We start from the raw sequence: 12,398 nt of genomic DNA, 5'->3' as shown, positions 1-12,398 counted from the left end.
ACGCACGAGGGGGGCAGGGGAAGGCCTCGACGGCTCGGGCCGCTTCGAGACCGGGTTGAAGGCGGCGCAGCGCGCCCGGCTCCGCTGAGGGGGGCGGCTCCGGCGTGGGGCGCGGATGGGCGCGCGCCGGGAGGTTTCGGTCAACTCGGCGGTGGGGGCATGGCGTGCGGGGGCGTTCGCGGGAGCGGCACGGGCCGTACCGGCGGGCCGCGCTCGTGGCCGGATTCCGCCTGTCGGCCGGGCTTCCGTCGCGAATCCTGTCCCTCTCGCTCCCGCCCTGCCCAGACTCTTCCCCGAAGGGCCCCGCACCACGGTCGGCCCCTGGAATGAGGGGGCTCGATGCCACGGGAGGGTCGTCACCGCGTACGGGCCGGGCGACGCCGGGGCCGTCCGCCCCACGTCCGGCCCGGCGGCCCGGGGCAGTTCGCCGCCCTCGCGGTGGTCCTCGTCGCCGGGGCCGTCCTCACCGCCGGGGCGGGCCGGCCCGCGGTGCTGGCCGTGGCCCTCGCGGCGGCGGCCGCCGTGTGCCGGCACGCCCTGCACGTGGCGGCCCGGCGGCAGGTGAGCGCCCCGGCGCGCCCGTCGGCTGTCCGGTCGCGCGCCTAGACACTCCGTACAGCCCGGCGCGGGGGTTGGATGTCCGGTTATGGGTACGCTTCCCAGGTCGGTGGAGTCTGCGCGGGGTGGGGTCATGGGTCGTCAGACAGGTCTACGCGGTGCGGCGCTGGCCGTGGCGCTGCTGCTCGGTGCGGCCGGATGCGGGGGCGGGAAGCTCCCGGGGGCGGACGGCAAGACCGGGAAGACCGCCGGCGCGAGCGCGCCCGCCGCGCCCTCCGGAGCGGCCGGGCAGCCGGCGCCGGGAGACGTACTGCCCGGGATGGTCACGGTCGCGGTGGCCCGGACGCAGCTGGCGGGGCTGAAGGCGGGCAAGCCGGGCACGATGGCCGGGTACAGCCGTGACAAGTTCACGCACTGGATCGAGCAGGGCGACAAGTGCGACACCCGCGAGGTGGTCCTCAAGCGGGACGGCGCCGACGTCACGCGGGACGCCGAGTGCCGCGCCCTGACCGGCCGGTGGAGGAGCCTCTATGACGGGGTGACGGTCACCGAGGCGGCGAAGCTGGACATCGACCACATGGTGCCGCTCGCCGAGGCCTGGCGTTCCGGCGCCGCCGGATGGGACGCGGCCCGGCGCAAGTCCTTCGCCAACGATCTGGCGCGGCCCCAGCTGCTGGCGGTCTCGGCGGCCTCGAACCGCTCCAAGGGCGACCAGAGCCCGGACCTGTGGCAGCCGCCGGACAAGACCAGCTGGTGCCAGTACGGACGCGCCTGGACCACCGTCAAGTCCGCGTACGGGCTGACGGTGACCGAGGCCGAGCGGTCCGAGCTCACCACGATGCTCGACACCTGCGCCTCATGACCGGGCACCGGCAGTGGCAGGACGAGGTGCTGGCCGGTCCGGGCGGGGCCATGACCGACGAGGTCGGCGTCATCACCGGCCCCCTCACCCTGCGGACGACCGCGGGGCCCGACGGCAAGGTCGGCTTCGAGGTGCAGTACACGGACGCGGACGAGTGGTACACCCTCACCGGCAGCCCGGTGGCGCACGGCGATCCGCGGGCGCTCCACCGGGCCGCGCTGGCCGCCATCCGGGCCGGCGGCGGCGCCGAGGCCCCCGCGCCGCCCGCCTGAGGCCGGTCCGGGCCGAACCCGATGGCCTGGGGAGGGCCCGGCTGACAGACTGGGGCGTACGTGATCACTCCAGGAGGCACACATGGCTGATGCAGCAGAGACCCCGAAGGACGCCGACGCGGCGCCGACGGACGTTCCCGAGGACGAGACCCCGGCCGACGCGGCGAAGCGCAAGTTCCGCGAGGCGCTGGCCCGCAACGCCGCGAGCGCCCAGTCGCAGCAGGCCCACCAGAGCCGGGCCAAGGTCCAGGGTTCCAGCAGTGGGGCGGGCGGTAAGAACAAGAAGGTCCGCCGCAAGACCGGCTGACCCGTCGGCGGGGGCCGGGCGGGCGGCATCGTTGGGCCGCATGGGTGATCGGCGATAACCCCTGACTGCCAGAACAGTTGATCAGGACGTCCCGCCGGGGACAGCTCATGCGACAGAAGGATCTTCACGATGCTCAAGAAGTTCATGGCCACCGCCGCGGTCACCGCCACCGTCCTGGGCACGGGCGCCCTCGTGGCCTCCCCGGCGATGGCGATCGGCAACGACAACGGCGTCAACACCGTCAACGGCAACGGCGCCGCGCAGATCTACGGCAACCAGGAGACCACGGGCGACCAGAGCCCCCAGCTCAGCGCCATCCAGGGCTCCCTGAACAAGCTCTGTGTCGGCCTGCCCGCGAAGGTCAACGTCCAGTCGGTCCTCGCCCTGGTCAACGTCGGCGTCCAGGACATCAACGTCCTGGCCAACCCGCAGAACCAGCAGTGCGCCGAGAACTCGACCCAGGCCAAGGGCGACGAGTCGCTGTCCCACCTCGTGGACAACATCCCGGTCCTCTCGGGCAACCTGTCCGCCAACAGCTGATCCCGGCCTCGGCGGTATCCGGAACGGCGTGACGACCCCGGTCGTCACGCCGTTCCGGCGTTTGCGGAGTGCGGTGCCCCGTGTAAATCATCCGGTCTGGAAAACATCTGGTCTAGACCTTGACAGGTCCAGACCAGCTTCGCTTCAGTGGCGGTAGTCGTCGCGCCCCCCACCCCGCGCGGCAATTCCCCCCACCCAAGGAGCAGTTACGTGATACGAAGCCTGCGCCGCCGCGCCCTCTCCTTCGCCGCGGCCGCCGCCGTGACCCTCGGTCTCGCGGTCGCCCTGCCCACCTCCCCCGCCGCCGCGGCCCCCGCCTGCGCCGGGGCCTGGACCTCCACCGGCGTCTACACGGGCGGCGCGAGCGCCTCGTACGGCGGCCACAACTGGCAGGCGAAGTGGTGGACCCAGGGCGAGACGCCCGGCACCACCGGCCAGTGGGGCGTCTGGTCCGACCAGGGTGCCTGCGGCGGCGGGGGCACCGACCCGGGCCCGGGGCCGAACCCGTCCGGATTCGTGGTCAGCGAGGCCCAGTTCAACCAGATGTTCCCGAACCGGAACCCCTTCTACACCTACAACGGCCTGGTCGCGGCGCTGTCCGCGTACCCCGCCTTCGCCACCACCGGCGACGACACCGTCAAGCGGCGCGAGGCGGCGGCCTTCCTCGCGAACGTCTCCCACGAGACGGGCGGGCTGGTGTACATCGTCGAGCAGAACACCGCGAACTACCCACACTACTGTGACGCGAGCCAGCCTTACGGTTGTCCGGCCGGCCAGGCCGCCTACTACGGCCGCGGCCCCATCCAGCTCAGCTGGAACTTCAACTACAAGGCGGCGGGCGACGCCCTCGGCATCAACCTGCTCGCCAACCCGTACCTGGTCGAGCAGGACCCGGCCGTCGCCATGAAGACGGCCCTCTGGTACTGGAACACCCAGAACGGCCCCGGCACGATGACCCCGCACGCCGCCATGGTCAACGGGGCGGGCTTCGGCGAGACGATCCGCTCCATCAACGGGTCACTGGAGTGCAACGGCGGCAACCCGGCCCAGGTACAGAGCCGGATCAACGCCTACCAGAGCTTCACCCAGCTGCTGGGCGTCACCCCGGGCAACAACCTCGGCTGCTGAACGGCGGCCCTCCCGGGCCCGCCCCGGCGGGCGCCGCCGGCGCTCAGCCGCCGCGCAGCGCGGTGGCCAGCTGGGCCCGCGAGCGGACGTCGAGCTTCTGGTAGATCCGGGTGAGGCGCGCCTCCACCGTCTTCACACTGAGGAAGAGCTTCGCCGCGGCCTCCTGGTTGCTGGCTCCGGCGCCGACGAGCAGCGCGAGCCGGGCCTCCGCCTCGGTCAGGGCCGCCGCCCCCGGGCGGGCGGGAGCGCTCTCTCCCGGGGTCTCCCGGGCGAGCTCCAGCCAGGGTTTCGCCCCGGCCCGCCCGAAGACCTCGGCCGCCGCCGCCAGGGCGGCCCGGGCGGGGGCCCGGCGGCGGCGCCGGCGTTCCACCCGGGCCAGCGCCAGCAGCGTACGGCCCTGTTCCAGGGGCAGCCCGAGGGCTTCGAAGCGCTGGGCGGTGCGCGCCAGCAGGGCCACGGCCGGCTCGGGTTCGCCCTGGGCGGAGCGGCACAGGGCCCGGGCCCGGTCCAGGGCGGCGACGACGCCGGTCCGGCCCAGCGAACGGGCCACGGGGGTGACCCGGTCGAGGAGTTCGGCGGCCCGGAGCGGGTCGTCGGCGGCGATCAGGGCCTCGGCGAGTTCCCCGTGCCAGCGCAGCACCGACGGGTCGACCACCTGCTGGGCCTCCTCCAGCGCGGCGACCCGGCTGAGGGTGGCGACCGCCTTGCCGGCCTCGCCGGTGGCCAGTTCGACGCTGCCGAGCGCGTACAGGGCCCGGGAGAGGAAGACCTGGTCCTGTTCCTCCTCGGAGGCCTGGACACCACGGCGGGCGTACCCGGCGGCGCGGGCGAATCCGCCGCCCGCGGCTTCGGCGGTGGCGGCGACGTACCAGGCGGGGCCGGGCGAGAGGCCGGCCTCGATGGTGAGCTCCAGGGCGCGGCGGGCGTGCGCGGCGCCGAGCGCGCAGTGGCCGCGCCGCAGTTCCACCTCGGTGAGGCTGCGCAGCACTTCGAAGACGTCCTCGGCGGAGCCGGTGCGCTGGACGGCGGGCAGCAGGACGAGGAGCTGGCGGCGGGCGTCGGTGAGCCGGTCGTCGAAGAGGGCGTGGCGGACGGCGAGGTACTGGGGGGCGTTGCGCATGCCGAGGGGGACTTCGGGGGCGGGCAGGGCGAGGGCTTCGGCGAGGATGTCCTCCGCGTCGGGGTCGCCGAGGATGCGGCCCATACGGGCCCGGACCGTCAGGGCCATGGCTTCGGCGACCTGGTCCCCGCCGGCCTTGGCGAGGGCTCCGGCCTCGGCGGCGGCGTCGCGGGAGCGCAGGGGGTCGCCGTCGCCGATGTTGTGCTTCCAGGCGATGCGCAGCTGGACGGCGGCCCGCAGGGAGGGGTCCCCGGCGGCGTCGGCGAGGGCGTGGGCGATGGTCTCGTCGAGGTCGGCGAGGGCCTGTCCGGCGGCGTCGATCACGGCGAGCCGGGCGCGTACCCGCTGGGCGGGGGAGGCGTCGCGGGCGAGGACGGCCCGGGTGGCGCGGCGGGCGAGGTCGGCGCGGCCGGCCCAGCCGGCGTCCTCGGCGGCGGCGACGAGCCGTTCCAGTTCCTCGCGGTACAGGAAGGCGGGGGTGCGTTCGGCGGCGAGCAGTCCGAGTTCGGCGGCGAGGGCGCGCTGGCCCCGGCGGCGGCAGGCGGCGGCCGCGTCGGTGATCTCGGCGGCGAGCCGCGCGTCGGGGGTGTCCACGGCGAGCGCGCGGTGGCGGACGGCCTGGACGGGGTCGTCCACGGCGGTGGCGAGCGCGGCGTGCGCCGCGGCGCGTTCGGGCCAGCCGGCGTCGGCGGCCAGGGCCGTCGGCAGGGCTCCGGCGGTGAACGCTACGGCGCCGTCCTCTCCTACGGTGACCAGCGCGGCCCGTTCCGCTTCCGCGAGTTCCGCTTCGGCGTCGGGGCGGCCGGCCCGGCGCAGCAGGGCGGTGGTGGGGCGGGCTGCGAGGGCGGCGAGCAGGAGGGTGCGGCGGGCGCGGTCGGGAGCCGCGGCGAGGAGGCGGCGGGCGACTTCGCGGGCCTGGCCGCAGACGGGCAGGGTGTCGGCGTGGTGGGCGCCGCCGGGGCCGCCGCCGGCCTCGGCGAGGGAGTGGCCGAGCGCGAGGGCGAGGCGGGGGTTGCCACCGCTGGCCTGGTGGATGCGGCCGGCGAGGCGGGCGGGCAGGCCGTGGCGGAGCAGGAGTTCGGCGACCTCGTCGGCGCCGAGCGGGGGGACGCGGACGGCCGGGGTGCCGGGGCCGCAGAGGGGTTCGGCGACGGGGGCGCCGTCCTGGACGCATTCGGCGACGAGGACCCGTACGCGCGGCGGCGTCAGGCGCAGGACGAACCGGAGCAGGTCGGTGCTCTCGGCGTCGAGCCACTGGGCGTTGTCCAGGACGAGGAGGACGGGGCCCGGGGCGGACAGGGTGCGCAGCACCTCGACGACGGCCAGCCGCAGGGCGACGTGGTCGCGGCCGGCGCCGGGGGCGTCGGCTTCGCGGCGGAGCAGGGCGATGGCGGTGCGCTGGGGTCCGGCGAGCCGGTCGAGGGCGGTGCGGGGGACGGACGCGAGCAGGGCGGCGGCCGAGGCCTCGGGTATCCACTGGTCGGCGGCTTCCGGGGCGAGCCGGAGGACGGTCTCGCCCCGGGCCCGGGCGGCGTCCGCGACGGCGCGCGCCACCTCGGTCTTGCCCGCTCCGGCCGGTCCGGTGAGGATGGCCCGGCCGTGCGCGGTCAGCGCACGGTGGACCGCCTCGATGAGTTCACGGTGCCCGACGTTGGTGTGTCCGACGTCGGTGTGCCGGACCTCGGTGTGTCCGACCCCGGTGTGTCCCACGTTGGTGTGGCCGACCCCGGTGTCAGCGTGCCCCGTCACCGCCACGCACAGCCACCAGCCTTTCGCGCCCCAGTTCTGTGCCCTTCCTGTGAGACGCGACAATACGAGGTCGGCCGCCGGACCGTCCCGGATTGTGACGCAGAATTCAGTCCCTGGCCACGAAAGCACGGCGGACCTGCCGGTACGGAAGGTACCGGCAGGTCCGCACGCTGGTGCTGGTCCGTACTATCGGCCCGTCAGACGGGAGTTGGGGGGCTCCGCCGAGGGACCCGGACCGGTCAGAAGCCGAGGCTCCAGGAGTCGATCTTGCCGGTGTCGCCGCCCGCGTTGTCGTTCACGCGCAGCTTCCAGGTGCCGTTCGCGACCTCGGAGGAGGCGTTGACGGTGTACGTCTGGTTGATGTTGTCGGTGCTGCCGCCGGCCCGGTTGTGCAGGGTGTAGACGGTGCCGTCGGGGGCGACGAGGTCGACCTTGAGGTCGCCGATGTAGGTGTGGGCGATGTTCACGCCGACCGCCAGGGCGGCCGGGGCGTTGCCGGTCACACCGGAGACGGTGATCGGGCTCTCCACGGTGGCGTTGTCGGCGATCGCGTAGTCCGTGGCGTTCTCGAACGTCGGGGTGGCCGGCGTCGAGGTGACGGCGGCCACGGTCTTGGCCGCGTCGGCGAGACCGGCGCCGCAGCCGCCGGTGCAGGTGCCGACGAGCGGGCGGGCGTTCGCCTTGATGGCGGACTCGACCTGCGCCGGGGTGAGCGAGGGCTTCGCGGCGACGAGGAGCGCGGCGAGGCCCGCGATGTGCGGGGCGGCCATGCTGGTGCCCTGGTAGGGCTTGTAGATCTCGGCGCCGGGGGTGGTGGTGCCCGCGTTCAGGCTGGAGAGGATGCCGTTCTCGGGGGTGGTGACGGTGCCGGGCGTGTCGGTGGCGCGGCGGGTCTCACCGCCCGGGGCGGCGACGTCGATGATCGAGCCGAAGTTGGAGTAGAAGGAGCGGTCGCCGGTGCGGTTGGTGGCGGCGACGTTGATCACGTTGTTGCAGCTGGCCGGGGTGAAGCCGGCGGCGTCCGCGTTGCTGTTGCCGGCGGCGACCACGACGGTGGTGCCGCGGCCGACGGCCGCGTTGATGGCGTTCTGGTAGCTGGTGGTGCAGGAGCCGGAGCCGCCGAGGCTCATGTTGATGACCTTGGCGGGGGTGGCGTTGGCCGGGACGCCGGGGACGGAGCCGCCGGACGCCCAGGTGATGGCGTCGACGATGTCCGAGGTGGCGCCGCCGCACTTGCCGAGCACGCGGACGGGCTGGATCTTGGCGTTGTACGCGATGCCCGCGATGCCCTTGGCGTTGTTCGCGGCGGCGGCGATGGTGCCGGCGACGTGGGTGCCGTGCCAGGACGAGTCACTGGCCTTGGAACCGACGCCGCACTCCTCGGCCGCGCTCCAGTCGCCCTGGTCGGCGGGGTTGGCGTCGCGGCCGTTGCCGTCGCGGGCGGCGGAGCTGCTGGAGATGAAGTCGTAGCCGGCGACGATGTTCGGGGCGACGTCGGAGTGGGTGACGTACCCGGTGTCGATCACGGCGACGGTGACGCCGGAGCCGGTGGTCTTGTCCCAGGCGGCGGGGACGTTCATGCCCGCGGTGGGCTCGAAGAGGTCCCACTGCTTGGCGTACTCGGTGTCGTCGGGGGTGCTCATCGCGTAGGCGCGGGAGTCGGGCTCGACGTAGGCGACGTCCGGGTCGGCGCGGAACTGGGCCATGACTCCGGCCGCGTCCGAGGGGGCGACGGCTCCGCCGAGGCTGACGAGGGCGGCTCCGGTGCCGAGGCGGCGGTCGAACTTCGCCTTCTTCCCGGCCTTCTTGCCCTTGGCAGCCGCGTCGTCGGCGGCGGCGGTGTTGGAACTGGCCTCGGTGGCGGAGGACTTGTATCCGACGATGAGGTTCTCCACCGGCGCCGCCGCGGGCGAGGCCGGGGCGGCGGCGGCCGGGAGGGCGGCGGCCGGGTCGTTCCCGGCGGTCAGGGCCACGGCGCCGGTGGCGGAGCCCGCGAGGAGGGTGACGGAGATGGCCGCCACGGATATGAGCCGACGTCTTGCTGCGTGCACGAGGTTCCCCTTCGGGGGCCGGTTCCGGGCAGGCCGGAGCGGCCGGTCGGTGCGGTGTGGGAGGTGTACCGGCGGGCGCGGGACCGGGGGGCGGGCTGGTCAGGCCCGCTCCGGCCGCCGCCGCGCGCCTCGTTGCCCGGCCACGACGGCGGGGCGTGGGCAACGGCGGTACCGGGGATCCGCGGGTCCGGGTACGGCTTCACGCCATGTGGGGTTGGCGCGGGGGCCGTTCGGGGCTCGGAAGATCGCCGGTGGGCAGACAGTAGGCAACGCGGGGGTGAACCCGATACGGGGAAAACCCTTGTCCGGACCCTGCGGGGCGCCGCGCTGCCCGGCACCTCCGCCCGGGTGGGCCCCCTACCTGGGGTTGAGCTTGCGGAAGTAGGTCCAGCTGGTCTCGTTCGGCTCGCTCCACTTCTCCGGGGCGTGGGCGAACTCGGGGTGGTGCTCCGCGATGTACGCGCGCGTGCGCTCGGGCACCTCGGCGTACGAGCCGAGCTTCACGCCCCGGCAGTGGAAGGTGAGGCCGCCGGGCCGCCGGCCGCGCTCCATCCAGGGCAGCCACGGCGAGCGGCGCGTCCACGACATGGTGGCGGGCACGCTGGGGGCGTCGCTCGCGAGGGCGGCGGCGGGGACGAAGAACTGGAACACCTCAAGGGCCCGGTAGGTGTCGTCGGCGGAGTTCAGCGGGTAGTCCGCGACGGGCAGCGGGGAGGGGTAGGCGAGCGGGATCTCCAGGCTGAAGCAGACCTGGTCGCCGAGGTCGGTGCGCGGGACGGGGAAGGGGCGCCACTTCTGGTTGGCCGGGTCGTTCCAGACGTGCACCACCGGCTTGTCCTCCCAGGTGTCGAGGATCTCCCGGGTGCCGGGGTCGAGGTAGAAGGCGGCTTCCCGCGAGAGCATCCGGTAGCCGCCGCTCCCGCCGTCCCGCGGCGCCGGCTCCGCCTCGATCCGGGCGACGTTGAGGCCCTCGAAGCCGAAGAGGCGGCGGTAGGGCTCGTCGGGTGCCGAGGACCACACGTCGCCGGACCACCAGAAGGTGACCTCTTCCCCGTCGAGGGAGGCGCGGGTGCGGGCGAAGTCGTGCAGCAGCTCTTCCGGTGTCATACGGAGAACTCTGCGCGGGGCCCGTGGGGCCCGGCAAGGACCGATCGGGCCAGGGTCGCGCCCCGCGGGGCCTGTTCGCCTGGTCACACGGTGTGGGAGGGGGCGGGTGAGAGCGCTCGCGCCCGGCGCGCTGCGGACACGGCCGCGAACCCCGCAGGTACGGACAAACCACCCCGCGCCGGGGGGGACTTCGGCCCCCCGGAAAGGCAGGTCGCACGATACCCGCCACCCCGTCGCCGGGCCGTCGTCCGGATCCCCGGTTGACGGCTGTGGCGGGCAGCGGCAACCGTGACCGCCATGGGCAACGAACACCGACTGCTGGCGCTGCTCGTCTGCCTGGTGCTGGGCACCGGGCTGGCGGCCGCCGTGCTGGGCGCCTCCCGGGCGGCGGGGCACCGTCACGCCGCCGTGGCGGGCTCCTTCGTCGACATACGCCGGGCCGCGCCCGACCCCCCGGCCCCGGTCCCCGCGGGCCCGGAGGCCTCCGCCGGCTCGGTGAGCGTGAACTGCGGGCGCAACGGGGAGGGCCACTGGAACGAGGACAACCTGGTGGTCTCCCCCGGCCTGCGGGCCGGCGCCCACCACACCCACTCCTACGTGGGGAACCTCTCCACCGACGCCCTGTCGACCGACGCCTCCCTGGCCGCGGCCGCCACCAGCTGTACGGGGGGCGACCGTTCCGCCTACTACTGGCCCGTGCTGCGCCGCGTGGACCGCCCCCGCGACGGCGCCCACGAGGGCTCCGCCGGGCACGGCAACACGGGCGAGATCCTGCCGGAGGCCTCGGTGGGCGTGGAGTTCCGGGGCAGCCCGGTGAGCAAGGTGGTGCCGATGCCCCGCTTCCTGCGCGCGATGACCGGTGACGCGACCGCGTACACCGCGGGGGCCGCCGCCGGCGTCCGGGCCCGCTGGGGCTGTTCGGGCGTCCCCGGCCGCTCCACCCCGGACTACCCGCGCTGCCCGGCCGGCTCGCTGGTCACCCGTACGCTCGTCTTCCCCAGCTGCTGGAACGGGCTGGACACCAACGCCCCCGACCACCGGGCGCACCTGCGGTTCCCCTCGCCCCAGGGCGTCTGCCCCCAGGGCACCTTCCCGGTGCCCGAGCTGCGGCTGTCCCTGTCGTACGCGGTGGCGCCGGGGGTGCCGATCGCCCTGGACTCCTTCCCCGAGCAGCGGCACAGCCCGAGGACGGACCACGCGATGTTCGTGGACGTGATGACGGACGGCCAGATGGACGCGATCGTCGCCTGTCTCAACGAGGGACGCACGTGCCGGACGTGAGTGACGCGGGTCACATGAACCGGGCGGCTGCCCCCGGCGTGTTCCGACCGCACCAGGTGACACCGGGCGGACGGAGAAGGTGAGATGGCCGGACCACTGTGGCCCCGCGGTCGGCGGGGCGCGACCGACGAGGCGCTGATCAAGACGGTCTACGAGGAGCACGGCAACGCCCTGCTCGCGTACGCCACCCGGCTGACCGGGGACCGGGCCGCCGCCGAGGACGTCGTCCAGGAGACGCTGATCCGGGCGTGGCGGCACTCCGAGGTCCTGGTCAACGGGAAGGGTTCGGTGCGCGGCTGGCTGCTCACGGTGGCCCGCAACATCATCACGGACCGTTACCGCGCGAAGGCCGCCCGGCCGCCGGAGGTCTCCGGTTCGGCGGCGGCTCCGCAGGTCGAGGGGGACCACGCGGACTCCGTGGTGGACACGATGACGGTGCTCGGGGCCCTGGACCGGCTGTCGCCGGAACACCGGGACGTGCTGACGGAGTTGTACTACCGCCAGCGCAGTGTCGCCGAGGCCGCCGACCGGCTCGGCATTCCCGCCGGGACGGTGAAATCGCGCTCGCACTACGCGCTGAAGGCCTTGCGCGAGGTGTTCGCGGACGGCGCCGCGGAAGGCGCCGGGAAGAGACGACCAGGCCGGCCGCCCCAGCAGCCCGGCGGACTGCGGGAGGTGGTGGCATGAACCGGCAGCGGCACGAGGAGGAACTGCTCGGACCGTACGTGCTCGGCGTCCTGGACGAGGAGGACGTACGGCGCGTCGAGGAGCACATCGGCGACTGCGTGCGGTGCCGGGAGGAGGTGGCCGCGTTGCGCGAGATGGAGAGCGTGCTGGGCGAGGTGCCGCGGGAGGCGTTCCTCGACGGGCCCCCGCAGGGCGGTGACCTGCTGCTCCAGCGGACCCTGCGGCAGGTGCGCGGGGAGCGGACGGCGTCGGCGCGGCGCCGGGTGGGGCTGGCCGGGCTGGCGGTGGCGGCTTCGCTGGCGGCCGTGTTCTGGGCCGGGACCCGGATGGGCGCGGAGCAGGACCAGGCCGGGGCGCTGCCCGGGCCGGTGATCCCGGGCGTTTCGGCGGCGCCCGCTCCCGTACCGGGGACCAGGGTGGCTTCCGCGACGGACCGGGGCTCGGGCGCGCGGATGAACGTACAGGTGACGCCCGCGGCGAAGTGGGTGCGGGTACACGCGGCGGTGACCGGGATCCCGGCGGGCGAGCGCTGCCGGCTGGTGGTGGTCGCGAAGGACGGTACGCGGTCCACGGCGGGCGGCTGGGTCGTGGGCACGGCCGAGCACGGCGAGGGCAGGGGGGCGTCCCTGGACGGTTCGGCGGCGGTGGATCCGGCGAACGTCAAGGAGGTCCTGGTGGAGAACGAGTCGGGGCGGACGTTCGTCTCGGTGCCGGTCTAGCGGGAACGTGACGGAGC

The 12,398-nt window shown here is 74.6% G+C and carries 12 protein-coding genes; 9 read left to right on the top strand and 3 right to left on the bottom strand.

What is annotated here, in order from left to right; genetic code table 11:
• Nucleotides 1–339 precede the first annotated feature (339 nt).
• The 6 genes from ACZ6ZT_RS05395 to ACZ6ZT_RS05370 all read left to right on the top strand — a co-directional run bounded on the left by ACZ6ZT_RS05395 (nucleotide 340) and on the right by ACZ6ZT_RS05370 (nucleotide 3,667).
• On the top strand, nucleotides 340–606 hold the full coding sequence (locus ACZ6ZT_RS05395; RefSeq protein ID WP_469715735.1) for a hypothetical protein: 267 nt from the start codon (nucleotides 340–342) through the stop codon (nucleotides 604–606).
• Nucleotides 607–691: 85 nt separating this feature from the next.
• Complete coding sequence (locus ACZ6ZT_RS05390) at nucleotides 692–1,420, top strand: HNH endonuclease family protein (protein WP_469715733.1); 729 nt, start codon at nucleotides 692–694, stop codon at nucleotides 1,418–1,420.
• Entirely contained in the window at nucleotides 1,417–1,692 is a 276-nt protein-coding gene (locus tag ACZ6ZT_RS05385; RefSeq protein ID WP_469715731.1) for a hypothetical protein, read from the top strand. Before ACZ6ZT_RS05390 ends, ACZ6ZT_RS05385 begins: the two co-directional genes overlap by 4 nt.
• Before the next feature lie 82 nt (nucleotides 1,693–1,774).
• Nucleotides 1,775–1,999 carry a DUF5302 domain-containing protein gene (locus ACZ6ZT_RS05380; RefSeq protein WP_469715729.1) on the top strand — a complete coding sequence of 75 codons (225 nt, stop codon included), beginning with the start codon at nucleotides 1,775–1,777 and terminating at the stop codon, nucleotides 1,997–1,999.
• A 129-nt stretch (nucleotides 2,000–2,128) separates the two neighbouring features.
• Nucleotides 2,129–2,539 (top strand): rodlin, encoded by a 411-nt coding sequence (locus tag ACZ6ZT_RS05375; RefSeq protein ID WP_469715727.1) that lies wholly within the window; start codon nucleotides 2,129–2,131, stop codon nucleotides 2,537–2,539.
• 222 nt (nucleotides 2,540–2,761) lie between these two features.
• Nucleotides 2,762–3,667 (top strand): glycoside hydrolase family 19 protein, encoded by a 906-nt coding sequence (locus ACZ6ZT_RS05370; RefSeq protein ID WP_469715842.1) that lies wholly within the window; start codon nucleotides 2,762–2,764, stop codon nucleotides 3,665–3,667.
• A 43-nt stretch (nucleotides 3,668–3,710) separates the two neighbouring features.
• Here ACZ6ZT_RS05370 and ACZ6ZT_RS05365 read toward each other — a convergent pair whose 3' ends face one another.
• From ACZ6ZT_RS05365 to ACZ6ZT_RS05355, 3 genes are all read right to left on the bottom strand, one after another.
• Complete coding sequence (locus ACZ6ZT_RS05365) at nucleotides 3,711–6,536, bottom strand: helix-turn-helix transcriptional regulator (RefSeq protein ID WP_469715725.1); 2,826 nt, start codon at nucleotides 6,534–6,536, stop codon at nucleotides 3,711–3,713.
• Between the two features lie 239 nt (nucleotides 6,537–6,775).
• Nucleotides 6,776–8,587: a S8 family peptidase gene (locus ACZ6ZT_RS05360; RefSeq protein WP_469715723.1), complete on the bottom strand. Its 1,812-nt coding sequence runs from the start codon at nucleotides 8,585–8,587 to the stop codon at nucleotides 6,776–6,778.
• A gap of 357 nt (nucleotides 8,588–8,944) precedes the next feature.
• Nucleotides 8,945–9,694 (bottom strand): DUF1838 family protein, encoded by a 750-nt coding sequence (locus ACZ6ZT_RS05355; RefSeq protein WP_469715721.1) that lies wholly within the window; start codon nucleotides 9,692–9,694, stop codon nucleotides 8,945–8,947.
• 297 nt (nucleotides 9,695–9,991) lie between these two features.
• Between ACZ6ZT_RS05355 and ACZ6ZT_RS05350 the strand changes: the two genes are divergently transcribed.
• The 3 genes from ACZ6ZT_RS05350 to ACZ6ZT_RS05340 all read left to right on the top strand — a co-directional run bounded on the left by ACZ6ZT_RS05350 (nucleotide 9,992) and on the right by ACZ6ZT_RS05340 (nucleotide 12,381).
• Nucleotides 9,992–10,975 carry a DUF1996 domain-containing protein gene (locus tag ACZ6ZT_RS05350; RefSeq protein WP_469715719.1) on the top strand — a complete coding sequence of 328 codons (984 nt, stop codon included), beginning with the start codon at nucleotides 9,992–9,994 and terminating at the stop codon, nucleotides 10,973–10,975.
• Between the two features lie 84 nt (nucleotides 10,976–11,059).
• Nucleotides 11,060–11,662, top strand: coding sequence for a sigma-70 family RNA polymerase sigma factor (locus ACZ6ZT_RS05345; protein ID WP_469715717.1), 603 nt, complete (start codon nucleotides 11,060–11,062; stop codon nucleotides 11,660–11,662).
• Nucleotides 11,659–12,381, top strand: coding sequence for an anti-sigma factor (locus ACZ6ZT_RS05340; protein WP_469715715.1), 723 nt, complete (start codon nucleotides 11,659–11,661; stop codon nucleotides 12,379–12,381). Before ACZ6ZT_RS05345 ends, ACZ6ZT_RS05340 begins: the two co-directional genes overlap by 4 nt.
• The last annotated feature ends 17 nt before the right edge of the window (nucleotides 12,382–12,398 follow it).

The sequence above is a fragment of the Streptomyces sp. NPDC102258 genome (assembly GCF_055584685.1).
Note: the sequence above shows the minus strand (reverse complement) of the source record. Positions and strands in the feature narration are given on the sequence as shown.